We start from the raw sequence: 25,469 nt of genomic DNA on the forward strand, positions 1-25,469 counted from the left end.
AAAAATTATTTTAAATTTAAATATTTTTTATTTTATTTAGGAAATATGCAATGTTGGTATTCCAGCCATCCTCCAAAAGATGTACATACTTCTCTTTATCCGCTGCCCTATGGTAAGTACCATTGTTAGTAATGGCTTGACAGCTAGAGTTGTCAATTGACTTTAATGTCTTAATCTCCTGCCAGCACGACTTAAATAATTTCCGAATCTCTACTTGCAAAGTATTATAGCTGGTGGCAAAACTCTCCTTCGATGCATCAAAACTTATCTTTTTTTGAGTTATGACTTTGCCAGTATCTAGCCCAGTATCCATATAATGGATACTAACACCTTTTGGCGTATCATCTACAAAAGACCAGAAATTAGGGTCTGCTCCTCTATTATATGGCAACAGCGAAATATGTAAATTAATTGCTCTTCCATAAAAATGTCTTAATACTTCATAAGGCAAAATATATCTATAGCCATAACTCACAATAAAATCTATCTTATTTTTTAACACAAATTCTTCATCTATTTTTTCTATTGTTTTTACTAGCGTATTTGAATCTTCTTCTAAAAATTTAGCTAGTTTTTCATCCTCACTAAGAAACAAAATTTTCATTTTTCTACTTCAAAATTCTTGGCAGTGTGATGCCCTCTTGGGCTTGGTATTTGCCGTTTTTGTCAGCATAAGTCACCTCGCAAGGCTCATCGCCCTCGATAAATAGCACCTGCGCGATGCCTTCGTTCGCATAAATTTTTGCAGGAAGTGGCGTCGTGTTTGAAATTTCTATCGTGATATGCCCCTTAAATCCCGGCTCAAAAGGTGTCACATTTACGATGATGCCACACCTTGCGTATGTACTCTTGCCAAGGCAGATCGCTAGAACATTATCAGGCATGTTAAAGTACTCGATCGTGCGCGCCAAAGCAAAAGAATTTGGTGGCACTATGCAGACATCGCCCTTAAAATCGACCACGTTTTTTTCGTCGAAATTTTTAGGATCAACTACGGTTCCGCCGATGTTTGTAAAAATTTTAAACTCATCACCAACGCGGATATCGTAGCCGTAGCTAGAAACGCCGTAACTAACGACGCCACGACCCACTTGTTCCTCAGCAAACGGCACTATCATATTTTTCTCAACCGACATTTTTCTTATCCAAGAATCTGACTTTAAACCCATTTTTGCTCCTTTTTTGGGCGATTATAACGATTTGCATCTTTAAAGTAAATTTAATAAAGCGAATAAATTAGATGAAAATTAGTATAATTTTAACAGCAAAAATTAATAAAGGACAAAAATGCAAGAGAAAAATGCAGAAATTTTTACTGGCGAGCGTGCGATGTTTGGGGCAAAAAGTGTAAATTTCACAAATTGTATCTTTGAAGATGGCGAGTCGCCACTAAAGCATAGTTCAATTTTAAAGCTAAATGAGTGCGTTTTTGCCTACAAATACCCACTTTGGTACGCAAGCGATGTCACGCTAAATGGCGGATACTTCGAGCCTCTAGCAAGGGCTGGCATGTGGTACAGTACAAATTTAAGCTTTAAAGATATGGTTATCAACGCTCCAAAAAGCTTTAGAAAAAGCTCGCAAATTTCGCTAGAAAATGTAAATTTCTCAGATGCTAGTGAAACACTTTGGGGATGTGAGGGTGTGAAGATAAAAAATATTTTTGTGAGAGGTGATTATTTTGGAGCAAATAGTGAAAATTTAGAGATTGATGGGCTAAATTTAGACGGAAACTACTGCTTTGATGGTTGTAAAAATGTCCATATCTCAAACTCAAAACTCATCTCAAAAGATGCGTTTTGGAACTGCGAAAACGTGACCGCGCAAAATTGCCTCATCTCAGGCGAATATCTGGCTTGGAACTCAAAAAATGTGACGCTTATAAACTGCACGATAAAGAGCTTGCAAGCACTTTGTTACGTGGAAAATTTAGTCGTAAAAGATTGCATTTTTATGGATACGAGTCTTGCGTTTGAATATTCAAGTGTCGATGTGAGCATAAGCGGAGCGATAAAAAGCATAAAAAATCCAAAAAGTGGCGCAATAAGGGTAGCAAAGATAGACGAGATCATCATCGATGAAAATTTAGTTGATACTAAAGGTATTAAGATAATTATTACTGAAAAATAACTTAGTAAAAAAGAGTAACTTTGAGTTGTTGTTTTTGCTTCATAAAAAAAATTTTTATCTAATTTTCGCTACAATTAGACGCTTATATAAAAATTTAGGAGAAATTTCTATGAAAAAAGAAGATATAAAAGAGCTTATCGAATTTTTTAATGATATGGAGATGAATCATATCAAAATAAAAAGTGGTGATTTTGAGGTAGAGCTTGAAAAATTTTCAGATTATTGCGCGCCTGCTAAACCAGCAGCACAAGCACCAGCTCCAGCACCTGTAAATGTAGTCGTTAATTCAGAGGTAAAACCAGCTGCAAACTCGCCAAAAGATAGCATAAAATCTCCTATGGTAGGTACTTTCTATGCCGCTCCAAGCCCAGGCGCTGCTCCGTTTGTAAAAGTAGGCCAAAGAGTAAGAAAAGGCGATGTAGTAGGTATCATCGAGGCTATGAAGATCATGAACGAGATCGAGGCTGAGTTTGACTGCCAGATCACTGAGATGCTAGTCTCTGACGGACAGCCAGTTGAGTTTGGATTGCCTTTATTTGGCGTGGAGAAAAATTAATGGAATTAAAAAGAATTTTAATCGCAAACCGAGGCGAAATCGCTCTTCGTGCTTTGCGAACGATAAAGGAGATGGGTAAAGAAGCCGTTGTAGTCTATTCAACCGCTGATAAAGACGCACTTTACGTAAAATATGCCGACGTGGCCATTTGCATCGGCAAAGAGCGTTCAAGCGATAGCTATCTAAATATCCCAGCTATCATAAGTGCGGCTGAGATCAGCGAAGCAGACGCTATTTTTCCTGGATATGGCTTTTTAAGCGAAAATCAAAATTTTGTTGAAATTTGCTCACATCACAAGATCAAATTTATAGGACCAAGTGTCGCTGCGATGGCTTTGATGAGTGATAAAAGTAAGGCAAAGCAAGTCATGCAAAGAGCTGGTGTACCAGTCATACCTGGCTCAGACGGTGCTGTGGCTGACACAAAAGCAGCAAAAGAGCTAGCCAAAAAGATAGGCTATCCAGTCATTTTAAAAGCTGCTGCAGGTGGTGGCGGACGCGGTATGCGTGTGGTTGAAAAAGAGGCTGATTTAGAAAAAGCGTTTTGGTCTGCTGAGAGCGAAGCTATGAGTGCATTTGGTGATGGAACAATGTATATGGAAAAATATATCCTAAACCCACGCCACATCGAAGTTCAAGTAATTGGCGATAGCCATGGCAATGTGCTTCACATCGGCGAGCGTGACTGCTCTATGCAACGTCGCCACCAAAAGCTGATCGAAGAAAGCCCAGCTATTTTGCTTGATGAAAAGACAAGAGAGAGACTTCACGAAACTGCCATAAAAGCGGCAAAAGCGATCGGCTACGAGGGGGCTGGTACGTTTGAGTTTTTGGTTGATAAAAATTTAGACTTTTACTTCATTGAGATGAATACAAGACTTCAAGTTGAGCACACAGTGAGCGAAATGGTAAGCGGACTCGATATCATCGAGCTTATGATAAAAGTGGCTGAAGGCGAGGCACTACCATCACAAGAGAGCATTGAGCTAAAAGGTCATGCGATTGAGTGCAGGATAACAGCTGAAGATCCAAATACTTTTACTCCGTGTCCTGGAAAGATCACAAAATATGTCTGCCCAGGTGGCCGCAATGTTAGAATGGATAGCCATATCTATCAAGACTACTCTATACCACCGTATTACGACAGTATGATCGGTAAGCTCGTAGTTTGGGACACTGATAGAAACAGAGCAATCCACAAGATGAAAGTAGCTCTTGATCAGCTCATAATAAATGGCATAAAAACAACAAAAGATTTTCACATCGCTATGATGGAAAACAAAGACTTTTTAAGCAATAACTACGATACAAATTATCTTTCAAGACACTAAATTTTTAAGTCAGGATTTGCAAAAAGCAGATCTTGGCTTAAATATATTAAAATTTTTAAGTTTATCTTAGGGGAAGCATGGTAAACAAAATCAAAGATCAAAATACAAAATTTTTCTCAAATGCTGATCTTGCGAAGCTATTTTTCCCTATTGCGGTTGAGCAGTTTTTAGAGTATAGCTTAGGGCTTGCAAACTCGCTAATGGCAGCAAGTGTTAGCGAAAGTGCTGTAAGTGCGATTAGTCTTGTGGAATTTGTTATGGCGCTATTTATTAGCATATTTACTGCTATCGCTACTGGCGGCTCAGTGGTTGCTAGCCAGTATCTTGGTAATAAACAAAGTGGCAACGCCAAAATCACAGCAAATCAGCTCGTTTGGTTTAGTTTTATCTTTGCCCTTTTTATCGCAGCGGTCATCATAGTTTTAAAAGATATTATTCTAGATTATGTCTTTGGCGATATTGGTGAGCAAGTAAGGCATGATGCTAGTCACTATCTTGTTTTCTCAGCTATTTCTGCACCATTTTTGGCTGTCTATGCAGCAGCTGCGGCGATCTTTCGCACGATGTCAAACGCAAAGCTACCTATGTATATTATGGCGGCTGCAAATTTATTAAATGTACTTCTAACTGCCATTAGTATTTATACATTTCATACAGGCATTTTAGGTATCGCCATCAGTACGCTTATAGCCAAGATACTTGCTTGCTTTGTCATAGTCTATTTGCTTCTTGATATAAGACTAAAACTTCACATAAGAAAGAGCTTTATCTATAAATTTGACTACGAGATCATCAAGAAAATTTTAAATATCGGAGTGCCTTATGGTTTTGAAAATTCTATGTTTTACGTGGGGCGCATTATTGTTTTAAGTTTAGTTTCTCTCTTTGGTACGGCAAGTATCGCTGCAAATGCCGTGGGAGGGACGATCGTGATGTTTCAAGTACTTCCTGGTATGGCGATAGGAACAGGGCTTAGTGTGGTTATCTCAAGGTGTGTTGGCGCAAATGACTTTGCTCAGGCTAAATTTTACGTAAGAAAGTCGATGATAAGCATCTATATTGTCCAGCTTTTTAGCACAGCAGTAATTTTGCTTTTACTTGAGCCATTGCTTCTTGTTTATAATCTCTCAAGTGAAGCCATAAATTTAACAAGGCAGATCGTCTGGTATCACGGCATCGCGATGTGCCTTATTTGGCCACTTGCCTACACATATCCAACCGTTTTTCGTGCTGCAGGGGATGCTAAATATCCGATGATTGTAAATTTAGTTTGTATGTTTGCTTGTAGAGTCATCTTGGCCTATATCTTTGCACTCACATTTGATCTTGGCATGATAGGTACTTGGTTTGCAATGTTTGCTGACTGGGCTGTAAAGGCGGTGCTTTTTACGATTAGATACTTAAAAGGCACATGGATGAAATTTAAAGCTATTTAAAAAGAAATTTAGTAATATACAAGCGATTTTGTCGCAAAGGATAAAAAATGAAAAATGTATTTAAATTTGGTGTAGTTTTGCTTACGGCAGCTCTTTTTGCTGGGTGTGCGAGTGAGAGTTCAAGGGTTGTTGAGACCCCAAAAGTAGCAAGCTATGGCACAGCTTACAATGGCCAAAAAATTTCAGTTTCGATAGGTCGATTTAATAATCAATCAGCTTACCAAAATGGTGTATTTGCTGATGGCGAGGACAGGCTTGGCAACCAAGCTCAAAGCATTTTGATCACAAATTTACAGCAAAGTGGCAGATTTTTGGTGCTTGATAGATCAAATATGAAAGTGATCAAACAAGAGAGCGAGCTAAGTAAAACAGCTCAAAATCTAAAAGGTGCAAGATACGTGATAACTGGTGATGTGACTGAGTTTGGGCGAAAAACTACGGGCGATCATCAGCTATTTGGCATACTTGGCAAAGGCAAGCAACAAACTGCCTATTCAAAGGTAAATTTAAATATCGTTGATACCAAAACGGCTGAAGTTGTCTATTCGGTTAGCGGCGCTGGCGAATACACCCTTTCAAACAGAGAGATCATCGGCTTTGGTGGCACAGCAGGATACGACTCTACGCTAAATGGCAAGGTTTTAAGTCTAGCTATTATTGAAGCGGTAAATAATCTAGTAAATGGCATAGAAAGTGGAGCATGGCAAGTAAAATAAAGCTTGCCGGCCTCGCGCTTTTTGCACTATTTTTAGCGGGTTGCGGTCATTCAAACGGCCCAAGATCACTTTATTATTGGGATGGATCATATAGTAGCTCGCTATATAGTTATCTAAATGAAGAGGGCGATACAAACGAGCAAATTTCACGCTTAGAAAATTTGGTGCAGATATCAATACAAAAGGGCTATAAGATCGCTCCTGGCGTATATGCACACCTTGGACTTTTATACTTAAATAACGGAAATTTAGGCGCTGCAAATGCAAATTTTGACAAAGAAGTAGAGAATTTCCCAGAGTCAAGGGAGTATATAAATTTCATCAAAGGCTCTAAAAATTTGACTCCAAAAAAAGTAGAGCAAAAAGAGGGGGCAAATAATGAAAAATAGCCTGAAATTTATAGCCTTTGCATTTTTAGCAGTATTTTTTACGGGCTGCTCTATAAAAGAGCCTGAGCCATACGACTACTCAGAATTTTTACAAAAAAGACCTCACTCTATCTTAGTGCTTATGCCAACAAACGATAGCACAGAAATTTCAGGTCCAGCTGCTGTTTTAGCAAATGCAGTCGCACCACTAAGTGAAGCAGGATACTATGTATTTCCAGTGGCTCTTGTAAATGATACCTTTAAGCTAAATGGTATAACCGAGCCAAGCGAGATCGCAGCCGTGTCGCTAAATAAGCTTGATAAAATTTTCCATGCCGATAGTGTGCTTTACATCAATATAAAAGATTATGGTACGAGCTATGCAGTCATCTCAAGCTCTACAAAGGTCATTCTTGAAGCAAAGCTTATCGATATAAAAAGTGGCGCTACTCTTTGGCAAGGCAGTGCCATAGCAGCAGAAGATAGCAGTAGTGGCCAAAGCAGCCTACTTGGCATGTTAGTCTCAGCCGTCATCTCGCAGGTGGCAAATACCATCTCAGATAGATCATACGATCTAGCAGTGATGGCAGATGCTTATTTATTTTCAAGAGATTGCCATAACTGCATACTTTATGGACCATATTCGCCGTATTACGGCAAAGATGCACAGCTTCATAAAGATAGATAAATTTAATGAATACTCATCGTCTTGGGATACTCCTTACTTTAGTTGGCGGTATCCTTTGGGGATTTAGTGGGGTTTGTGGGCAGTATCTATTTTCACTTGGTATAAATTCTGATTTTTTGGTGCCATATAGACTGATGCTAGCTGGCATTGTTATTGTGATTTTTTATGCTTTTAAAGAACCAAGTACCGTTTTTGCTCCGATTAAAGATATAAAGCTCCTTAGCGAGTTTTTAGTCTATGCCCTGCTTGGGCTTATGATGACGCAGTACGCTTATTTTTACTCCATCGAGCTTTCAAATGCCGCAGTTGCGACTGTTATTCAATACACTGCTCCTGCTTTAATTTTAATGGTCATTTGCATAAAAGAAAAACGTTTCCCAAGAAAACTTGAAATTTTAGCTCTATTTTTAGCTATGCTTGGCGTATTTTTCCTGAGCACACATGCTCAAATTTCATCTCTTGTCATTTCGCCAAAGGCCTTGTTTTGGTGCTTGGTGAGTGCCATTTGTGTTTGTGTTTATAATCTTGCTCCAGCAAGGCTAAATACGAAATATTCAGTCACTCTCACGCTTGGCTGGGGCATGGTTATGGGCGGAGTAGTGCTTGCTTGCTATATGAGAGTTTGGGATTTTGCTGGGCTTAATGGTATAAATCAATGGCTGGCATTTATTGCTGTTATTACGCTTGGCACCATTTTTGCATTTAGCTTTTATATGATAGGTGTTAAGCTAATAGGCGCAGCAAAAGCTAGTTTATTAGCCTGCATAGAGCCACTAAGTGCGGCATTTCTTGGCTATTTTTGGCTTGGAACAAAATTTGTATTTTGGGACTTTTTGGGATTTGCCCTAATAATCTCTTGTATATTTTTACTATCAAAAAGAGAAAAAATATGATATTTCTAGCACAAACCGATACAACAGCTGGCTTTTTGAGTAAAAATTATAAAGAGATAAATAAGGCCAAAATGCGTGATGAAAATAAGCCTTGCCTTATCACGACGGCGAAATTTAGCGTTTTAAATGAGCTTGTTAGAGTACCAAAAAAGTATAAAAATTTTATACGCCGTTCAAGAAAAGCTACATTTTTGTATCCAAATTTAAAGGCTATTAGAGTCGTAAAAGAGTGCGAGCACGAAAAATTTTTAGCTAAATTTGACTGGCTTTATTCAAGTAGTGCGAACAAAAATGGGCAAAATTTTAATGAAGCTTGGGCTATGAGCGTGGCTGATGAAATAGTAGATGATCATTTTTTCGAAGATGCTCCATCAAAAATTTATAAAATTTCTCGAAAAAAAATAAAACGTTTAAGATAACTAGTGAATTTATACGGTCACTACCTTTTTAAACTCATCTAAATTTTTTAGTGCTTCATCTATGCCAATCAGCCAAAATTCGCACTTTGTCGTATCTTTTTTAAAGTGTTTTTTCACTAGCTCTTCTACGCTTTTCGTGCCACACTCTATTAAAAATTGTTTATAAATTTTGCAAAATTTTGCTTCATCTTTTTTAAACTCACTTAGAAAAAATTGTGATAGCAGATAACCGACACTATAAGGATAGTTGTAGATATAGTTATCTGTTTTATAAAAATGTGGCTTAAAATATGGCAAAAATTCTTCAACATCGCTCGTGCTGTCTTTATAAAATTTATCCCAAGCTTGTTTTAAAAGATCGTTTGCATCTTTTTTGCTGACTTGACCTTTTTGTCGCAGCTTTATAAAACCAGTCTCAAACTCATATCTAACGCTTATATGAAGTAAAAAATTTGCAGCGCTTTTTAGCTCCTGCCATAAAATTTCTACCCTAAGTGAGTCATCTTTTTTTAGCTCATTTCGTAAAAGAGTCTCATTAAATGTACTCGCACTCTCGGCTAAGCTCATTGGAAAATTTGCGCTTAAAACTGGAAGATCACGCATCAAGTAGTAGTGCCAAGCATGCCCAAGCTCATGAGCTTGCTGGATTAAGTGCGAAAGAGTATTCATGTAGGTGGTAAAAATTCTTGGTTGCTTAAATTTTGGCAAACTCACAAAAAATGCTCCACCAGCTTTATTCTCTCGCACTTCGCTTTCTATCCAGTGTTTGTCTATCATAAGCTTTATAAAGCTATCTTCACCCAGTGCCTTTAATGCTTTTTTGATGATTTTATAAATGAGATTGCTGTTTTTATGACTAAGAAGCAAAAGATAAATATAAAAATTTTAATATTAAGTACGACTATTGTAGTGTGATTTAAAGCTAATTAAAATATGCAAAATATAAAAGGACGTAAATATTTGGTTTGGTAAAAATTCAAATGATGCCAGTAGCAACTTATTTTAGTATTTATTCCCTCGGGAGTCCGTTTTTATCAGACTTGTCGCTGATTAGCTTGCCCGCTTCGTCGTATTTTTTGGCGCGGATGAGCCTACCGCGCTCAAACTCCCCCTCGGCCTCTAGTTTGCCGTTTGCGTAGTAGTGTTTCGCCGTGCCGGTTTCCAGCCCGTCCTCAAACATCACTCTAGCTTTTAGCTTGCCGTTTTCGTGATACTCCTCGTACAGCCCGTGATAGCGCCCGTTTTTAAACATCACTTTTGCCGTCAGCACCCCGCTCTCGTAGTAGTCCAATCCTGCGCCCGTTTGGCGGCCGTCTTTGTACTCGTATTCGCCTCGTAGCTTACCGCTTGGATAGTATTCGCGTGCGACTCCGTCCTTTTCGCCGTCTTTGTAATTTTCTACCACGCGCGTTTTGCCGTTTTCGTAAAATCGCTTCCAAACGCCTTGTTTGCGGTCGTTTTTGTATTCGCCCGTCTCCTCCACGGCGCCGCTTTCGTAGTACCATTTTTCTGCGCCTTCTCGCTTGTCATTTTTGTAGGTTCGCACGCCTCTAATTTTGCTGCTTTTGTAGTAGTCGATGTCCTCGCCGTTTCGTAGCCCGCCCACATAGGGACTGCGTGCGCTAACCTCGCCGCTAACGTAATAGTCGGTAAATACGCCCTCTCGTTTGTCCGCCCTGAAAACGCCCTCCTGCTTTAACGCGCCGCCCTCGTCAAAGTAGTAGCGGCGGTAGCGCCCATCGCGGACGTCATTTTTGTATTCGCTCTCGCCCATCAGAGCGCCGCTATCTGCGTGGTAGTGCTTCGCCGTGCCCTCGCGGACGCCGTTTTTTAGGGGGTATTCGTTTGAGGGCTTGTCCCTGCCGTCAAAATAGTCCCTGTATCGCACCGCCGTGCCGCCCTGCACGTCGATCTCGCGTATGAGCGTGGGCGGCAAAGGTTTTAGCCTCGGATAGACCATGCCCATCGCATTTACGTCATATAGGTCCTCGACGCTGTAGCGCAGCATCTTTAACGTGCCGTCGTAGAGCTTGCCTTTTACGTAGTAAAGCCCGTTTTTTAGGCTCGCTTCGGGCTTCATTACGACTTTTGGCTCTAGTGCTTGCGCACCGATGGCTAGAAGCGGAAGTAAAAATAGAAATTTTAGGATTTTCACGGTTTTTCCTGCTTTGTTTTATTTGGGTAATTTTAAATTTTGAAACTAAATTTAAGGTGAAGGCACGATTATTTCGGATGAGTTAAATTTTAGAATTCACGTCAAATTTAGCCGTCTTTTAGCGCCTCAGCGACGACCGTCCACTCTTGCACGAGCCTTTCAAAGCTAAAATTTGCGTTTGCCGAGCTAGTCGAGGGTAGTTTGAGGGGCGGTTTACCCGTTGCGTTTAAAATTTGAGTTTTTAGGTATTTTTCGCAGATTTCGTGCGCCTTACCGCCGTTTGCGTAAACTTGCGCTATGCGCGCTCCGCTAAAAATCGGCTCCAAATTTGCAGGCTCGACGGTGGTCATTTTAGCATCGCTCGATCCCTTTATCTCGCACGAGATCGCAGCGTCGTAGATAGCGATGCGGCGGTCAAGCAGAAAATTTATCTTTTCATCCGTACTTGTAAGCAACGGAGCGTTTAAAATCTCAGCCAGTACCCGCCAAAAGCGATTTTGCGGATTTGCGTAGTAAAAACCTAGCTTGCGAGAAACGACGGAAGGAAAGGAGCCTAGGATTAAAATTTTAGAGCTTTTATCAAAAATCGGTTTAAATGGACTAATTTGATTCATCTATCTCTTTTAAAACCTTAGCCATTCAAACCATTTATGATTTTATAAAAAGTTACTCTTTTTGATTTGGATTATTTGAAATTTTATCGTTAATCATCTTTTTCGCATTCATTGCAATATCGGTGATTTTCTTATTAGAGTCACTTAAAATTTCTTGTATTCTAGCCGAATCATCTTTTTTAAATATTTTTAAATTTTCGCTAAAGTCCTCATCATTAATGTCAAAATAAGCGACTGATTCAAAAGATAGTTTTGAGGCTATTAGGACTTGCGGGAACGCATTTTTATAAGAATTATAGCTTTTTACCTCAGCATTGTAGCTTTCACGTTTATTTAGGAGTTCGCTCTCAATTTTTTCTAACTGCGACATTAGCATTTGATATGTTTCGTTAGCCTTTAGTTCCGGAAAGGCTTGAGCCAAAGCAGCTACTTTTGCGACCCCATTTTCAGAAATGCCAAGTTGAATCATTTGTTCGCTACTTGCATAATCTTTGGCTATATCTATTATTTGATTTGATAGATCTAAACGTTTTTTGAGCGTAGCTTGGATATTTGCGAAGCTCTCTCTGATGTTTTGCATCATTGATTGTAGTTTATTATATATTTTAATAATATAAGCCGATAAGGCAATAACAACGACAATTATAATAATAAGCATCTTTGCTCCTTTTTACTTATTTTGTTTGTAGGTTATTTAATTTTTTAAGTGAAATTATCTAAAAAACAAAATTCTCCCACATGATAAATTTAAGTGGGAGAATTTTGCGCCCTACTCGGTTGCGGTGCCGGCAGAGGTATCCTCGGTGACCTCGGATGCGCCAGACTCGATCTCATCGCTAAAGTCAGCCAAGCTTAGGCGTTTTAGCTGGCGATAGCGTCTTTGCGCGTCGGCCTTGTTTTTAGCCAGCAGCTCGTCCGCGTGCTCAGGGTTGGTTTTCTTAAGCGAGTTGTAGCGAACCTCGTTTAGCAAAAACTCCTCGTAAAGCGACCAGTCGGGCTCTTTTGAGGTCATTTTGAGCGGGTTTTTGCCCTCTTTGATTAGGCGCGGGTCGTAGACATAGGTCGGCCAGTAGCCGCATTTAGTTGCTAGCTCGCCTTGACCGCCGGAGTAGGCCATGCCACCTTTTATACCGTGCGCGATACACGGCGAATACGCGATCACGAGGCTAGGCCCATCGTAGGCCTCGGCTGCGGCGATCGCTTTTATCGTGTTTGCCTGGCTCGCGTTTGAGTTGATTTGAGCTACGAAGATATTTCCGTAGGTCATCGCGATGTAGCCTAGGTCTTTTTTTTGCATCGGTTTGCCGCTAGCGGTAAACTGCGCTATCGAGCCCGCGCGGCTTGATTTTGAGCTCTGGCCGCCGGTGTTTGAGTAGACTTCGGTATCTAGCACGAGTACGTTTACGTTCTCGCCGCTAGCTAGTACGTGATCAAGACCGCCAAAGCCGATATCGTACGCCCAGCCGTCGCCGCCGATGATCCACTGAGATTTTTTAACTAAATATCTTTTTAGCTCTAAAATTTCTTTTACGCCCTCTACGCTTAAATTTTGCTCCAAAATCGGCGTTAAAATTTTAGCGATTTGCGTCGTTTTCTCGCCGTCGTTTTTATGCGCGATCCAGTCGGAGTATAGCGCGGCTAAGGCATTTGGCGCAGCGTCTTTAGTGCGTAGCATTACGTCTTCAATACGGTGGCGCAGGGTCTCTACCGCGACGTTCATACCCATGCCAAACTCCGCATTATCCTCAAACAGCGAGTTTGCCCACGCTACGCCTTTGCCCTCTTTGTTTGTCGTATAAGGCGTCGAAGGCGCGCTACCGCCGTAGATCGAGCTACATCCGGTGGCGTTTGCCACTATCATGCGGTCGCCGAACAGTCTTGTCACAAGCCCGATATAAGGTGTCTCGCCGCAACCCGGGCATGCGCCGTGAAACTCAAATAACGGCTGCGCAAATCCCACGCCCTTGACGCTATCTTTGCTCATCAGGTCGTCTTTGTAGGTTACCTTTTTAAATAGATAATCCGCATTTTCCTGCTCGTTTTTGTCCATTTCCTCGGCTAGCGGCACCATGACGAGCGATTTTTCCTTGCTCGGGCAAATTTGAGCGCACAGTTCGCAGCCCGTGCAGTCTAGAGGGCTTACTTGGATTTTATATTTTAGCCCTTTTACCTCTTTGCCTTTGGCGTCTAGGACGTGATCTTGCACGGTTTGCGGAGCGGCGGCGAGCTCATTTTCATCGATGAGAAACGGCCTGATGACCGCGTGCGGGCAGACGAAGGCGCACTGGTTGCACTGGATACAATTTTCCTCGATCCACTTTGGCACCATCACGCCGATGCCGCGTTTTTCGTAGGCTGTGGTGCCTGATTTAAAGTGTCCGTCTTCAAAGCCCACAAACGCCGAAACGGGCAAGCTATCGCCTCTGGCGGCGTTGATAGGCTTAACGATTTTTTCTATAAATTCGTCGCCGACGTATTTTTCCTCCGCGCTCGCTTCATCCGTCAAATTTGCCCAGCTAGGATCTACTTCCACCTTAACCAGCCCATCCGCGCCCATATCGATGGCCTTGTAGTTCATCTCTACGATCGCTTCGCCCTTTTTGGCGTAGGCTTTGTGCGCGTACTCTTTCATGTATTTTTGCGCGTCGGCAAACGGGATGATGTCGGCGAGCTTAAAAAACGCCGACTGCATGATGGTGTTCGTGCGGTTTTTTAGCCCGATCTCGCGAGCTAGCTTGGTAGCGTTGATGATGTAGAAATTTACCTTTTTAGCGGCCAAAATTTTCTTTACTTTGTTCGGCAGTTTAGCGACCGTCTGCTCGGCGTCCCAGATCGAGTTTAGCAAGAACGTCCCACCCTCGCGGATACCGTCTATGACGTCGTAAATCTCAAGATACGCCGCGACCGAGCAGGCTACGAAGTGAGGATTTGAGACGAGATAGGTCGAGCGGATCGGGTTTTTACCGAAACGCAGATGTGAGCGCGTGTAGCCACCCGATTTTTTGCTGTCGTAGGCAAAATACGCCTGCGCGTAAAGATCGGTTTTATCGCCGATGATTTTGATTGAGTTTTTATTCGCTCCAACGGTACCGTCTGCGCCAAGGCCGTAAAATAAGCACTCTTTCACGCTCTCGTCGCTTAACGAAATTTTCTCGCCGACTTTTAGCGAGGTGAAGGTAACGTCGTCCTCGATACCGACGGTAAAGCCGTTTTTAGGCCCCTCTAAATTTAGGTTTTCAAATACGGCTAGCATCTGAGCAGGATCGACGTCTTTTGAGCTTAGGCCGTAGCGACCGCCCACGATCACGGGCTGATTTTTGCGTCCGTAAAACGCCGCCTTGACGTCCAGATATAGCGGCTCGCCGAGGCTTCCGGGCTCTTTCGTGCGGTCTAGCACGGCGATCTTTTCTACCGTCTCAGGCATCACGTCAAAGAGGTATTTTAGGCTAAACGGACGGTATAAATGCACTTTTAGCACGCCCACCTTTTCGCCCTTTGCGCGCAGGTGATCGACGACCTCTTCGAGAGTTTGCGTAACCGAACCCATCGCGACTACGACGCGCGTAGCGTGCGGATCGCCGTAATAATTAAACGGACGATAGTCGCGTCCCGTGATTTTTGAAATTTCTTTTAGATACTCGGCCACGATATCAGGCACGGCGTCGTAGTAGCGGTTAGCTAGCTCGCGCGTCTGAAAATAAATGTCGTCGTTTTGCGCCGTACCGCGAGTTTTTGGGCTTTCAGGGCTTAGCGCCTCGTCTCTAAATTTTTGTAGCGCCTCGCGGTCAAGAAGCCTATCAAAGTGCGCATAATCAAGCACCTCGATCTTTTGTATCTCGTGGCTAGTGCGAAATCCGTCGAAAAAGTGCAAAAACGGCACGCGACCCTTGATTGCGGCTAGATGTGCGACGCCCGCGATATCCATGACTTCCTGCACGGAGCCGCTTGCCAGCATCGCAAAGCCCGTTTGGCGACAGGCATAGATGTCCTGATGATCGCCAAAGATAGAAAGCGCCTGAGCCGCGATAGAGCGCGCGCTCACGTGGATGACGCCTGGTAGTAGCTGGCCTGCGATTTTGTACATATTCGGGATTTTTAGCAAAAGTCCTTGCGAAGCCGTGTACGTCGTAGTTAGCGCGCCTACTTGCAGCGAGCCGTGCACGGTGCCGGCGGCTCCGCCTTCGCTTTGCATTTCGACTACTTTAACCGGCATGCCGAATAGATTTTTCTTGCCCTGAGCCGCCCACATATCGGTGTAGTCTGCCATCGGCGAGCTAGGGGTGATCGGGTAGATGCCCGCAACCTCCGTAAATGCGTAAGCTGCGTGCGCCGCAGCCTCGTTTCCGTCCATAGTTTTCATTATTTTAGCCATTTTTCCGCCTTAAATTTTCTTACGATTTTTAAAAATCTTTTATTATAGAGATAGTTTCCAAAATCTACTATTAATCTATGTCATTAATAAATTCTGAGAATTTTGCCTTTTAAATTACTAACTTTAAGCAAAATTCCATTACCGTAATGAAAAAATTAAGGATAAAATTTGATAAGTGTTCATAGGGTAGCCTATTTAAGGGTTATAGCTCTTGCTTTTTGTGCTTTTATATTTAACACTACTGAGTTTGTCCCAGTACCACTTTTAAGTGATATTGCAAAAGATTTTGACATGAGCACGGCTGATACCGGTCTTATCATCACAATTTATGCGTGGAGTGTTACGATACTTTCTTTGCCACTTATGCTTTTAACTGCAAATTTAGAACGAAAATCTCTTCTTTTAAAGGTTTTTATCGTATTTGTTTTAGCTCATACGCTTTGCGCCTTTGCTTGGAATTTTAAAATTTTAATTATTGCTCGGTTGATGATAGCTATTGCTCATGCCATTTTTTGGGCTATCACTGCTTCACTTGCTGTTAGGCTAGCACCGATAAATAAAAGCTCGCAAGCTCTTGGATTGCTAGCTCTTGGCACATCGCTAGCGATGATACTCGGTCTGCCACTTGGAAGAATTTTAGGTGACGCACTTGGTTGGCGTGTGACCTTTGGATTGATCGGAATTTTTGCTGTTGGTGTTGGAGCTTGGCTATATAAAATTTTGCCACTTCTGCCAAGTAAAAACTCAGGCTCGCTTAAAAGCTTGCCAGAGCTTGTAAGAAATGGCCTTTTAATGGTCGTATTTTTACTAACTGCAATTATCATAAGCGCGCATTTTAGCACCTATAGCTACATTGAGCCATTTGCAAAAGATATCAGTGGCTTTGATGGAAAATTTATCACAATATTCTTGCTTATATTTGGCGTTGCTGGCGTAGTTGCAAGCCTGCTTTTCTCTAAATTTTATAAGCTCATTCCAAATGCATTTTCAGCAATTTCTATTATGCTTATTTTATGTTGCTTGCTTGTGTTAAATTTTATTGCTAAAAATGAAGTTTTAATGCTAGTCTTGGCCTTTACTTGGGGGCTTGGCATAGCTGGTGTAAATATGAGTTTTCAAATAAAAGTGCTAAATTTAGCTTCAAACGCTACTGATGCTGCAATGGCGATATTTTCAGCTATTTATAACATAGGCATCGGAGCAGGGACGCTAATAGGGCATCAAACGATAGTTCATCTTGGCGAGCAAAATATCGGTAATGTTGGTAGTTTTTTTGCCGCAAGCGGACTTATCATATTTTTGTTTACGGTATCTAAGATTAAAAGAGTTTAGATGTTTAAATATCTGAGTAAAACGTTACAAATTTCTACATATAAGTGATAATAAATATCATAACTAAGAAAAATTTTAGTTAAGCTTCCTTATAATCATTATCAGAAAATGAATAAATTTTAGGAGCTTATTATGTCAGTTTTAGTTATCGGTGCAGATGAGATAACGCCTATCAAGGCAGTTTTACATGATTTGGGAGCTGAGAAGATAGAACACTGGGATGCTAGAAATGAAAACCGCGTAAATCGCAAGCCAATCCCTCAAGATACCGAGTGTGTGGTGATGCTAACTAGCTTTTTAAACCACAACACTATGAAGACTATTAAAACTCAAGCAAAAAAGAGAAATATTCCAATTGTTTGTGCAAAAAGAAGCGTTAGCTGCGTATTTTGCGAGTACTGCAAGGTCTTTGGGCTAGATAAGGAATTTGGATGCAAAGAATAATCAATGAGATTCGGGCTTTTATCAGATATTGGCGAAATAACTCCAAATATTTTTGCAAAGCTTGATAGGCTTTCACGTGCAAAAATTTTTATTACACTTTATAATTCTGGCGTAGAAAGTGAGCTAAAAATACCGCTTTCTTACGCTAAATTTCTAAATTTTAAAGAAATTTTTGAAGCTAGGATAAATTTCCTGCTTCGCGGAAAATGTCTAAATTTTAAGCCAGCAGATCGCTTTTGTTTTTCATCAAATATCATCATAAATGCTTATTTAAAAGGCGACTTTTCAAAGATCAAATTTATAGCAAAAGAGCCAAAAATGGCGGCTGCAAAGATGATAAAAATGCTTTATGTAAGTGGAAAATTTGAGTTTTGTATCGATGCGGCACAGATGTTTTGTCAATTTGTTTATGATAAAATACGCCTCCGCCATCAAGACAAAGAGGTCATGCTAAATAGCGGTGTCATCTCGGTCAAAAAAGATGGTAAAAATTTGCTCAGCGTCATGCCAAGCTTTAAAAAAGTGAGCTTTGATGATATGAGAAATTTAAACGACGATATAGATAGAGCTGTCGGTGTGCTTGGTCACGAGTGTGAGATGGTTTATATCGTTTTTCCTAGAAATGAGGAATTTAGGCGACACGTTGAGGTTAGGCACTGTTATGCGAGAGGTTTGATCAAGCTTGTGCCTTATACGATTATTAGTAAAATTTTTTAAAAAGGATAAAAATGATAGGTATAGTTTATGGAAGCAGCATGGGAAATACCGAAGATGCAGCAAAACTTATAAGTGAGGGTCTAGGCCTTGAAAATGAGCTTTTAAACGTTGCTGATGTAGACGCAGCGAAACTAAATAGCTTTGATAAGCTCATCCTTGGTACATCAACCTGGGGTAGTGGTGATCTTCAAGATGACTGGGATGCGTTTAATTTTAAAGCGCTAAATTTAAGCGGTAAGACGGTCGCTGTTTTTGGTATGGGTGATAGCGAGAGCTACTCTGATGAGTACTGTAACGGCATGGCAAAGCTTTATGATGAGGTCGTAAAAGCTGGCGCAAAGGTAGTTGGCGAGGTCGGCACCGATGGATATACATTTGATGGCTCTGATGCTGTAAGAAATGGAAAATTTGTAGGTCTAGCACTTGATGCTGATAACCAAAGTGACAAAACTGAGGGTAGAATTTCAGCTTGGATAGAGCAGATAAAACCTCACTTTGCTTAATGTAATTTTAGCTAGATTTTCTAGCTAAAATTTTCATATATCCATAGCTGAGATAAAGCTTTTTATTCTTTCGTTTTGGCTATTGAAAAACTCATCTACCAAGCCATCAAACGCGATCACGCCTTTATCTAAAAACAAAATTCTATCAGCTATCTTTCTAGCAAAATTCATATTATGAGTGACGATGATCATAGATTTTTTCTCTTTTGCAAGAGATAAGATGACCTTTAAAACTTCAGCCTCAAGCTCTGGATCAAGCGCACTTGTAGGCTCGTCAAGTAGCAAAAAGTATGGATTTACAGCTAGCGCTCTAGCTATGGCTACACGCTGTGCTTGTCCGCCTGAGAGCCTGTTTGGATAGGTATCTTCTTTGTGGCTAAGACCCACTTTAGCTAAAAGCTCTTTTGCCTCTTTTATCGCTTCGTTTTTATCCTTTTTTTGAACGTAGATCGGAGCTTCGGTGACATTTTGAAGCGCTGTTAGGTGCGGGAAGAGGTTGAAACTTTGAAAGACCATGCCTGTTTTTTTACGAATTTCCAAAAGTTCTTTTGAGCTAAGCTTCTCTTTAAAATTTACACTCCTATCATCTACCTCTAAAGTGCCACTTTGTGGGATCTCAAGTAAATTTATGCATCTAAGAAGTGTTGATTTGCCACAACCAGATGAGCCAACGATCACGGTCGTTTGCCCCTCTTTAAAGCTTGTATTTATGTTATCTAGCACCAAATGATCGCCGTAAGATTTGCTTATATTTTTAAAATTTATAGCCATTAGACATACCTTGAGACAGCTTTTTCAAGCCTTGATTGAAGATAGGTTAAAAGTGTGCAAACCACTAGATAGATGAGTGCTGCTAGGATGTAGAGGATTAGTGGCTCAAAGGTCCTTGCTGCGATCCTTTGAGCGACCATAAACATATCTACCATCGTTATAGAAGCTGCTAGTGAAGTATCTTTAACAAGGCCTATAAATGTGTTTGAAAGCGGAGGGAGCGATATCCTTACTGCTTGAGGCGCGATGATGCGCTTTAAAATTTGATAGTGCGTCATGCCAAGCGATGTGGCAGCCTCCCACTGACCTTTTGGCACAGAAAGTATGGCTGCTCTTACAGACTCAGACGCATAAGCGCCCACGTTTAGGCTAAATGCGATAGTCGCCGCACTCCAAGTATCAAGTGTGACACCGATGCTAGGAAGCCCATAAAATACTATAAAAAGCTGCACGAGAAGTGGCGTGCCGCGAAATATCCAAACGTAGGTGGCAAATATAAATTTTAAAATTTTTATATTTGAAAGCCTCGCTACTGCTGTGATAATGGCGATGACAAGCCCTAGCGAAAACGAGAGCAAAGTAAGCGGGATCGTCACTTTTAAAAGTGCGATGATCATCGGTAGCGTCGAGCTTGAAACAAGCTCGATCACTCTATCTAAATTTTCCATTTTTGCCTTGTTGGTTTATAAATTTATTTTGAGACGTCTTTGCCAAAGTAGCTTTTAGAGATAGCTTCTAGTTTGCCCTCTTTTGAAAGCTCATTTAAAGCATTTGAAATTTGCTCTGCAAGCTCGGCGTTGTCTTTCTTAACAGCTGCTGCTGTGTAGTCTTTCTCATCAAGTGAGGCAGCTATCTTTACAGGTGCATTTGGACGCTCTTTTATGAAGTCGTAAAATACGATGTTATCTCTTACAACAGCATCTACACGTCTTGATATAAGAAGCTCCATGCTTTTAGCATAGCTATCAGTCACAACTAGCTCAGCACCGTATTTTACGGCGACTTTCGCCCAGTTGCTAGTTGCTGAGTCGGCATCTTTTTTGCCTTTTAGATCAGCAAAACTTTTGATGTCGTTATTGTCTTTTCTAGTGATGATAGCGCCAAATGTCACAGTATAAGGCACTGAAAAAGCATACTTTTTCTTTCTCTCATCAGTTATGCTTACTTGGTTAAACACAACGTCTGCCTTGCCAGCGTCAAATGCCGCTAGCATCGCGTCCCATGGAGCTGTTAGAAACTCAACTTTTAAATTTAGCTTTTGCGCTACTGCTCTTGCGATATCTACGTCGTATCCTACTAGCTCATTTTTGTCATTATAAAATGTAAAAGGCGCGTAAGTACCTTCTGTTGCTACTGTTAGCACGCCATCTTTTATAGTTTTTGCTTGCAAATTTAGAGCCATTGCAAGCACGGCTACTACTTTTAATAAATTTGTAAATTTCATTTTGATCCTTTATTTTGAAATATCTTTTCCAAAATACTTCATCGAAATTTCGCTTATCTTACCCTCGGCTTTTAGCTCATCAAGCGCTTTGTTTATCGCTTCTAGTAGCTCAGTATTTCCTTTTTTAACGATTGCAGCTGTTGGCATCGGCTCGTTGCTTGTGTATGCGATTTTTAGTGGCGCATTTGGGCGTTGTTTGATGTAGTCAAAAAATGTAACGTTATCGTTTATCGTATCATCAGCTCTTTTTGAGATGATAAGCTCCACGCCTTTGCTAAAGCCATCAGCTACGACCACTGTTGCGCCGTTTTTCTCGGCTATCGCCGCCCAGTTGCTAGTCGCAGAGTGCACACTCTTTTTGCCTTTTAAATCAGCAAAACTTTTGATGTCGTTATTGTCTTTATGCACGACAATTACCGGATATGGCATAGTGTAAGGCACGCTCATACCATACTTTTTCTTTCTATCTTCGTTTATACTTACTTGATTAAACACAACATCAGCTTTACCAGCGTCAAATGCAGCTAGCATCGCATCCCAAGGAGCTGTTAAAAACTCAACTTTTAAATTTAGCTTTTGCGCTACTGCTCTTGCAATATCTACGTCATATCCTACTAGCTCGCCCTTTTCATCATAAAATGAGTAAGGTGAGTAAGTACCTTCAGTTGCGACGATAAGTTCGCCTTTTTTGATAGTTGAAGCATTTAAATTTAAAGCTAAAAAAGCACCTGCGATCAAGCCAAAAATGGGCTTAAAATTCATTAATTCTCCTTATTTAAAATATCTTTACCGAAGTATTTAAGCGAAATTTCGCTTAAAGCTCATTCCTTGCTAAGCTCATTTAGGGCAAAATTTATCTTAATTAGCAGCACTTTGTTACCTTTTTCTACGTTATAGCCCATTTGTTCACTATTTGTATAGCATCATCTTTTATGATCTGCTAGTAAAATTTTGTAAAGGCAGAATTTAGCAAACAATCGCATGAATTGCACCAAATTTAAAAAGCAATAGAAATTTTTATACAAAACTCTTTGCAAAAAAAATTCAAGATTTATGCAAATGTCAGTCGCAACTGCGATCTAGGCAGTATTTTGTCGCATTTTGTCACGAAAAAAGAGAGCGGTGCCTCACTCCGCTAAAAGTGAGACCGCTAGAGCTTTTACGCCCTTAAAATCAACCTTACCGCTTGCAAGCGTTGGGATATCATCAACGATGAATATATAGCTTGGCATCATTATAGGAGCTAGGCTGCTCTCTTTTAAAATTTGCTCGATATTTTCAAGCTCTGTGCCACTTTTTACTAAAAGCGCGATCGCCTCACCCTTTTTGCTATCTGGCACATTTGCACTGCTAAAGACAACGTCGCCCCCAAGCACCTTTGCAAGCTCTTCTTCGACGCTTCCAAGGCTTATCATCTCGCCGCCTATTTTGGCAAATCTCGAATACCTATCTACGATAAACACAAAGCCGTTTTCATCTATGTGGCCTTTATCACCAGTTTTATAGTATCTTACGCCGTCTATATGCGTGATGACATCATTTGTTTTAGCTTCATCGTTTAGATAGCCCTTCATTACTTGCGAGCCGCCGATCACGATGAGACCGTCCTCGCCAGTTTCTAGCTCTTCAAGCGTCTCTGGGTCAATTATCTTGATGATGGTGCCAGGCAGAGGCATACCAACGCTGCCAGGTCTATTAAATGTAAGCTCTTTTAAGCTCTCTTTTTCTAGGATATTTGGCATATTTACAGCAGCTACTGGCGCCGTTTCGGTCGCGCCATAACCTTCATAAATTTCTATGCCAAATTTGAGCCTAAACTCGTCTTTTATCTCAGGTTTTAGCTTTTCAGCCCCAGCTACGACCATTCTGGCACTTTGAAACATCAGCGGATGAAGCTTTTTGTTTCTAGTGTAGAGCCTAAAAAACGTTGAGGTGCCAAAGATGATGCTAGCGCTGTGTCTTGCGGCCATTTTGCCAATAGTCGCTCCGTCTGTTGGGTCAGGCACGCTTACCATTTTTATGCCCTCGCAAAGCGGCATGAGCGTGGTGACTGTTAGGCCAAATGAGTGAAAAACAGGGAGTGAGTTTAAGATCACATCATCTTTTTTGAAATTTAGAAGTTCGCTTATTTGCTTAATGTTTGCAAGTAAATTTTTGTGGCTTAGCTCGATGCCTTTTGGCTCGTCTTCGCTGCCACTACTAAATAAAATGGTAGCCGTATCTTTTAAACTTACACGCTTGAAATAGCAAAGCTTAATAAGCCAAGTTGGGGCAAAAAATGCCGTTAAAAGTGCTAAAAATTTCTCTTTTTTTGAGACGCTGGCCGAGAGATCTTCTGCAAATTTAGCCTTGCCGCTCATCGCATCTTTTAGATCAAAGCCCTTAAGTGCGAGCTTTTCAAGAAATTTGCTAGAGGTGATGACTGTATTTATATTTGCCTTTCTTAGGGCGTGATTTAGCGAGGTAACATTAAGCGTATAGTTTAAATTTACACTCACTTTGCCCATTGCAAGAAGTGCCATATTTACTATTGCTGCGATGCTTGAGCTAGGCAGTAAGATGCCTATATTTTTCTCATCTTTTAGTTCGCGTTTGAAAATTTTGATAAAGACTAAAACAGCTGTTATAAATTTCAAGTTGCTTAAATTTAGCCCAGTGCTATCGCTCACGCACTCTTTAAATTTATCCTCTTTTGCGTTATTTAGCCATTCGCTTGTTAGTGGTTTTTGCCTTGAGATAAAGCTCTCCCACGATGAAAAGCTAAGTTCAAGCACCTTTTGCTTCATCTTTGCAGCGTTTATAAATGTGGTTATTGGTTTGCCAAAGGCGACGATGATGTCGCGTCTGCCATTTTTAGAAGTGAGGTCTTTATAAAATTTACTAGCTCTTGAAAAGCTAGATCCCCAAAGGCCACGAAGGTAAAATGGCACGATGCAAATTTCTTCTAGATCTCTGATGATAAGCTCAAAGCCCTTTTGAAATTCATTTATCTGGCCGTTGTAGCTGATGTGACCCTCTGGGAAAAGTGCGACCACTTCGCCATTTTTTAGGCGCTCTCTAACTAACTCGATCGACTCTTTGCTAGCCCCTGCGCCTATTGGGATCACTTTAAAAAATTTAAAAATTTGCTTTAGATACCATTTGTTATAGATCGTTCTATACATGACAAATCTTATACCCCTTGGGCTTGCAGCTTGAAGTACGAGCCAGTCGATCCAGCTGATGTGATTGCCAAGAAGTAGTGCGCCGCCACTTTGTGGTAAATTTTGAAGCCCTTCAACGAAGAATCGGTACTTTGTCTTTAAAAATGGCAACAAAAGTAGTCTTGTAAAAAGGTGCGGAAGCTGTAAAATGGCATAAAAACTGCCGATTAGGCAAACAAGCGCTGTAAAGACAAAGAGGCCAGTGGTTGAAATTTTAAAATATACTAGACCTATGCCAATAGCTAGAAATAGCAGCATTGAGACGTTTTGTAAGAAGTTGTTTGCCGCCATTATCTTGCCGGTGGTCTTTTGCGGGGCAAAGTACTGGATCATCGCATTTAGCGGTACTATAAAAATTCCACCAAAAAAGCCAAATGCAAATGAGCTAATGCTAACTACGCCGATGCTTGAGCCAAATGCGAAAAATAAAAGTGAGAAAAATATACCAATAGCTCCCATCGGCACGATACCAAGCTCGATGTGAAGCTTTGACATAGAGCCAGCCACGTATGAGCCAAATGCGATGCCTATGGCGCTTGCTGCTAGAATTGCTTGCACCGCTAGCGAGCTGTCGTCGTTAAAAATGGCTTTGTAATGAGCTGGGAAAGCTGCGATGATGATCTGAGAAATTCCCCAAAACATACTAAGCCCAGCGATACTGAGCCAAATATTTTTATCTGATCTTACTTCTTTTAAATTTTCTCTTAAATAGCTAAGGCGAATATATTTTTTAATATCAAAATTTTCGTTTGTTTCGTCTTTTTCATCGATGCAATGTAACTTATAAGCAAAATACGCTTCAAGTGCGCTAAATACGACTAAAAAGACGCCAATAGGATAGACGCTTTTTAAGATCTCTTCTGAGTTTTCGCCTTGGATGTATAAATTTTCAAATATAAATGAAAACAAAAATGAGCTAAAAAGTATCGCTACGATGGTGAGCGCTTGAATAATGCCGTTTGCTGTGCCAAGGCGCTCAGGGCCGACCAGGGCTTTGATGATGCCGTATTTTGCTGGTGAGTAGATCGCACTTTGAGCGGCTAGTATGAGTGTTAAAGCAAAAGCTACGCCAAAAGCGCCCGCAAGATAGCTAAAAAGCACCGCGACGCTGATAATAACGCCAAAAATGGCACAAATTCTTATGACCTTTATTTTTGCAAATTTATCATTTATAAAGCTTGAGGGCGAAAATAAAAATATAAATGGTAGCAAGATCATTGCATTTATAACTGCTGTTAATATAAAAAGTATGTCGCCATCGTATGTTTTTAAAAGAACATTTTGTATGGTTATTTTGTGCGCTAGATCAACGCTTGCATTTAAAAATGCGATCGCAAGGTAGGGTAAAAAGCCAGCAACTTTTAATAAACTCATCAT

General features: G+C 40.8%; 25 protein-coding genes. 13 read left to right on the top strand and 12 right to left on the bottom strand.

What is annotated here, in order from left to right:
- Positions 1-16 precede the first annotated feature (16 nt).
- Both CYP64_RS03405 and dcd read right to left on the bottom strand, forming a co-directional pair.
- Positions 17-604 (bottom strand): formyltransferase family protein, encoded by a 588-nt coding sequence (locus CYP64_RS03405; RefSeq protein WP_103648685.1) that lies wholly within the window; start codon positions 602-604, stop codon positions 17-19.
- A gap of 4 nt (positions 605-608) precedes the next feature.
- On the bottom strand, positions 609-1,169 hold the full coding sequence (dcd, locus tag CYP64_RS03410) for a dCTP deaminase (protein ID WP_021091674.1): 561 nt from the start codon (positions 1,167-1,169) through the stop codon (positions 609-611).
- Positions 1,170-1,287: 118 nt separating this feature from the next.
- Between dcd and CYP64_RS03415 the strand changes: the two genes are divergently transcribed.
- The 9 genes from CYP64_RS03415 (at position 1,288) to CYP64_RS03455 (ending at position 8,537) form a co-directional block, all read left to right on the top strand.
- Positions 1,288-2,130: a DUF3737 family protein gene (locus CYP64_RS03415; protein WP_103648686.1), complete on the top strand. Its 843-nt coding sequence runs from the start codon at positions 1,288-1,290 to the stop codon at positions 2,128-2,130.
- Between the two features lie 109 nt (positions 2,131-2,239).
- Positions 2,240-2,686 (top strand): acetyl-CoA carboxylase biotin carboxyl carrier protein, encoded by a 447-nt coding sequence (gene accB, locus CYP64_RS03420; RefSeq protein ID WP_084041901.1) that lies wholly within the window; start codon positions 2,240-2,242, stop codon positions 2,684-2,686.
- Entirely contained in the window at positions 2,686-4,017 is a 1,332-nt protein-coding gene (locus CYP64_RS03425; protein ID WP_072595397.1) for an acetyl-CoA carboxylase biotin carboxylase subunit, read from the top strand. Before accB ends, CYP64_RS03425 begins: the two co-directional genes overlap by 1 nt.
- 77 nt (positions 4,018-4,094) lie before the next feature.
- Positions 4,095-5,453, top strand: a complete 1,359-nt coding sequence (locus CYP64_RS03430; RefSeq protein ID WP_103648687.1) for an MATE family efflux transporter — start codon at positions 4,095-4,097, stop codon at positions 5,451-5,453.
- Positions 5,454-5,500: 47 nt separating this feature from the next.
- Positions 5,501-6,169: a CsgG/HfaB family protein gene (locus tag CYP64_RS03435; protein ID WP_103648688.1), complete on the top strand. Its 669-nt coding sequence runs from the start codon at positions 5,501-5,503 to the stop codon at positions 6,167-6,169.
- Positions 6,154-6,558, top strand: coding sequence for a DUF4810 domain-containing protein (locus CYP64_RS03440; RefSeq protein ID WP_103648689.1), 405 nt, complete (start codon positions 6,154-6,156; stop codon positions 6,556-6,558). Before CYP64_RS03435 ends, CYP64_RS03440 begins: the two co-directional genes overlap by 16 nt.
- On the top strand, positions 6,548-7,225 hold the full coding sequence (locus CYP64_RS03445) for a DUF799 domain-containing protein (protein ID WP_103648690.1): 678 nt from the start codon (positions 6,548-6,550) through the stop codon (positions 7,223-7,225). The genes CYP64_RS03440 and CYP64_RS03445 overlap by 11 nt, the downstream gene beginning before the upstream one ends.
- 5 nt (positions 7,226-7,230) lie before the next feature.
- The gene (locus CYP64_RS03450; RefSeq protein WP_103648691.1) at positions 7,231-8,118 is read left to right on the top strand and encodes a DMT family transporter; all 888 of its coding nucleotides are present in this window, start codon (positions 7,231-7,233) and stop codon (positions 8,116-8,118) included.
- A complete protein-coding gene (locus CYP64_RS03455) occupies positions 8,115-8,537 on the top strand; it encodes a Sua5 YciO YrdC YwlC family protein (protein ID WP_085658693.1) in 423 nt (140 codons plus the stop codon). The genes CYP64_RS03450 and CYP64_RS03455 overlap by 4 nt, the downstream gene beginning before the upstream one ends.
- A 9-nt stretch (positions 8,538-8,546) precedes the next feature.
- Here the strand turns inward: CYP64_RS03455 and CYP64_RS03460 are convergent, their stop codons facing one another.
- The 5 genes from CYP64_RS03460 to nifJ all read right to left on the bottom strand — a co-directional run bounded on the left by CYP64_RS03460 (position 8,547) and on the right by nifJ (position 15,678).
- Entirely contained in the window at positions 8,547-9,314 is a 768-nt protein-coding gene (locus tag CYP64_RS03460; RefSeq protein ID WP_103648783.1) for a M3 family metallopeptidase, read from the bottom strand.
- Positions 9,315-9,546: 232 nt separating this feature from the next.
- A complete protein-coding gene (locus CYP64_RS03465) occupies positions 9,547-10,692 on the bottom strand; it encodes a toxin-antitoxin system YwqK family antitoxin (protein WP_103648692.1) in 1,146 nt (381 codons plus the stop codon).
- A 107-nt stretch (positions 10,693-10,799) separates the two neighbouring features.
- Positions 10,800-11,306 (bottom strand): DNA-deoxyinosine glycosylase, encoded by a 507-nt coding sequence (locus CYP64_RS03470; protein WP_103648693.1) that lies wholly within the window; start codon positions 11,304-11,306, stop codon positions 10,800-10,802.
- Between the two features lie 52 nt (positions 11,307-11,358).
- Positions 11,359-11,964: a LemA family protein gene (locus CYP64_RS03475; RefSeq protein ID WP_103648694.1), complete on the bottom strand. Its 606-nt coding sequence runs from the start codon at positions 11,962-11,964 to the stop codon at positions 11,359-11,361.
- A 111-nt stretch (positions 11,965-12,075) separates the two neighbouring features.
- A complete protein-coding gene (gene nifJ, locus CYP64_RS03480) occupies positions 12,076-15,678 on the bottom strand; it encodes a pyruvate:ferredoxin (flavodoxin) oxidoreductase (protein ID WP_103648695.1) in 3,603 nt (1,200 codons plus the stop codon).
- 168 nt (positions 15,679-15,846) lie between these two features.
- Here nifJ and CYP64_RS03485 point away from each other — a divergent pair, with 168 nt between their 5' ends.
- The 4 genes from CYP64_RS03485 (at position 15,847) to fldA (ending at position 18,674) form a co-directional block, all read left to right on the top strand.
- On the top strand, positions 15,847-17,010 hold the full coding sequence (locus tag CYP64_RS03485; RefSeq protein ID WP_103648696.1) for a sugar transporter: 1,164 nt from the start codon (positions 15,847-15,849) through the stop codon (positions 17,008-17,010).
- A gap of 132 nt (positions 17,011-17,142) precedes the next feature.
- A complete protein-coding gene (locus CYP64_RS03490) occupies positions 17,143-17,454 on the top strand; it encodes a DUF2325 domain-containing protein (RefSeq protein ID WP_002939277.1) in 312 nt (103 codons plus the stop codon).
- Positions 17,455-17,457: 3 nt separating this feature from the next.
- Positions 17,458-18,171 (top strand): UDP-N-acetylmuramate--alanine ligase, encoded by a 714-nt coding sequence (locus CYP64_RS03495; protein ID WP_103648697.1) that lies wholly within the window; start codon positions 17,458-17,460, stop codon positions 18,169-18,171.
- 11 nt (positions 18,172-18,182) lie between these two features.
- Positions 18,183-18,674, top strand: coding sequence for a flavodoxin FldA (gene fldA / locus CYP64_RS03500; RefSeq protein ID WP_103648698.1), 492 nt, complete (start codon positions 18,183-18,185; stop codon positions 18,672-18,674).
- Positions 18,675-18,707: 33 nt separating this feature from the next.
- Here fldA and CYP64_RS03505 read toward each other — a convergent pair whose 3' ends face one another.
- The 5 genes from CYP64_RS03505 to CYP64_RS03525 form a co-directional block, all read right to left on the bottom strand.
- The gene (locus CYP64_RS03505; protein ID WP_021089416.1) at positions 18,708-19,445 is read right to left on the bottom strand and encodes an amino acid ABC transporter ATP-binding protein; all 738 of its coding nucleotides are present in this window, start codon (positions 19,443-19,445) and stop codon (positions 18,708-18,710) included.
- Positions 19,445-20,113: an amino acid ABC transporter permease gene (locus CYP64_RS03510; protein WP_021089366.1), complete on the bottom strand. Its 669-nt coding sequence runs from the start codon at positions 20,111-20,113 to the stop codon at positions 19,445-19,447. The genes CYP64_RS03505 and CYP64_RS03510 overlap by 1 nt, the downstream gene beginning before the upstream one ends.
- A gap of 23 nt (positions 20,114-20,136) precedes the next feature.
- Positions 20,137-20,889 (bottom strand): amino acid ABC transporter substrate-binding protein, encoded by a 753-nt coding sequence (locus CYP64_RS03515; RefSeq protein WP_103579481.1) that lies wholly within the window; start codon positions 20,887-20,889, stop codon positions 20,137-20,139.
- Positions 20,890-20,898: 9 nt separating this feature from the next.
- Positions 20,899-21,651, bottom strand: coding sequence for an amino acid ABC transporter substrate-binding protein (locus CYP64_RS03520; protein ID WP_084041921.1), 753 nt, complete (start codon positions 21,649-21,651; stop codon positions 20,899-20,901).
- A 365-nt stretch (positions 21,652-22,016) separates the two neighbouring features.
- Complete coding sequence (locus tag CYP64_RS03525) at positions 22,017-25,469, bottom strand: acyl-[ACP]--phospholipid O-acyltransferase (RefSeq protein WP_103648699.1); 3,453 nt, start codon at positions 25,467-25,469, stop codon at positions 22,017-22,019.

Origin of the sequence: Campylobacter concisus (assembly GCF_002913945.1) — a bacterium.
GTDB classification, from domain to species: domain Bacteria; phylum Campylobacterota; class Campylobacteria; order Campylobacterales; family Campylobacteraceae; genus Campylobacter_A; species Campylobacter_A concisus_P.

Coding starts and splice junctions, on each gene's coding strand:
- CYP64_RS03405 (WP_103648685.1), bottom strand. CDS start 604: ATGAAAATTTTGTTTCTTAGTGAGGATGAAAAACTAGCTAAATTTTTA.
- dcd (WP_021091674.1), bottom strand. CDS start 1,169: ATGGGTTTAAAGTCAGATTCTTGGATAAGAAAAATGTCGGTTGAGAAA.
- CYP64_RS03415 (WP_103648686.1), top strand. CDS start 1,288: ATGCAAGAGAAAAATGCAGAAATTTTTACTGGCGAGCGTGCGATGTTT.
- accB (WP_084041901.1), top strand. CDS start 2,240: ATGAAAAAAGAAGATATAAAAGAGCTTATCGAATTTTTTAATGATATG.
- CYP64_RS03425 (WP_072595397.1), top strand. CDS start 2,686: ATGGAATTAAAAAGAATTTTAATCGCAAACCGAGGCGAAATCGCTCTT.
- CYP64_RS03430 (WP_103648687.1), top strand. CDS start 4,095: ATGGTAAACAAAATCAAAGATCAAAATACAAAATTTTTCTCAAATGCT.
- CYP64_RS03435 (WP_103648688.1), top strand. CDS start 5,501: ATGAAAAATGTATTTAAATTTGGTGTAGTTTTGCTTACGGCAGCTCTT.
- CYP64_RS03440 (WP_103648689.1), top strand. CDS start 6,154: ATGGCAAGTAAAATAAAGCTTGCCGGCCTCGCGCTTTTTGCACTATTT.
- CYP64_RS03445 (WP_103648690.1), top strand. CDS start 6,548: ATGAAAAATAGCCTGAAATTTATAGCCTTTGCATTTTTAGCAGTATTT.
- CYP64_RS03450 (WP_103648691.1), top strand. CDS start 7,231: ATGAATACTCATCGTCTTGGGATACTCCTTACTTTAGTTGGCGGTATC.
- CYP64_RS03455 (WP_085658693.1), top strand. CDS start 8,115: ATGATATTTCTAGCACAAACCGATACAACAGCTGGCTTTTTGAGTAAA.
- CYP64_RS03460 (WP_103648783.1), bottom strand. CDS start 9,314: ATGATAGACAAACACTGGATAGAAAGCGAAGTGCGAGAGAATAAAGCT.
- CYP64_RS03470 (WP_103648693.1), bottom strand. CDS start 11,306: ATGAATCAAATTAGTCCATTTAAACCGATTTTTGATAAAAGCTCTAAA.
- CYP64_RS03475 (WP_103648694.1), bottom strand. CDS start 11,964: ATGCTTATTATTATAATTGTCGTTGTTATTGCCTTATCGGCTTATATT.
- nifJ (WP_103648695.1), bottom strand. CDS start 15,678: ATGGCTAAAATAATGAAAACTATGGACGGAAACGAGGCTGCGGCGCAC.
- CYP64_RS03490 (WP_002939277.1), top strand. CDS start 17,143: ATGTCAGTTTTAGTTATCGGTGCAGATGAGATAACGCCTATCAAGGCA.
- CYP64_RS03495 (WP_103648697.1), top strand. CDS start 17,458: ATGAGATTCGGGCTTTTATCAGATATTGGCGAAATAACTCCAAATATT.
- fldA (WP_103648698.1), top strand. CDS start 18,183: ATGATAGGTATAGTTTATGGAAGCAGCATGGGAAATACCGAAGATGCA.
- CYP64_RS03505 (WP_021089416.1), bottom strand. CDS start 19,445: ATGGCTATAAATTTTAAAAATATAAGCAAATCTTACGGCGATCATTTG.
- CYP64_RS03510 (WP_021089366.1), bottom strand. CDS start 20,113: ATGGAAAATTTAGATAGAGTGATCGAGCTTGTTTCAAGCTCGACGCTA.
- CYP64_RS03515 (WP_103579481.1), bottom strand. CDS start 20,889: ATGAAATTTACAAATTTATTAAAAGTAGTAGCCGTGCTTGCAATGGCT.
- CYP64_RS03520 (WP_084041921.1), bottom strand. CDS start 21,651: ATGAATTTTAAGCCCATTTTTGGCTTGATCGCAGGTGCTTTTTTAGCT.
- CYP64_RS03525 (WP_103648699.1), bottom strand. CDS start 25,469: ATGATGAGTTTATTAAAAGTTGCTGGCTTTTTACCCTACCTTGCGATC.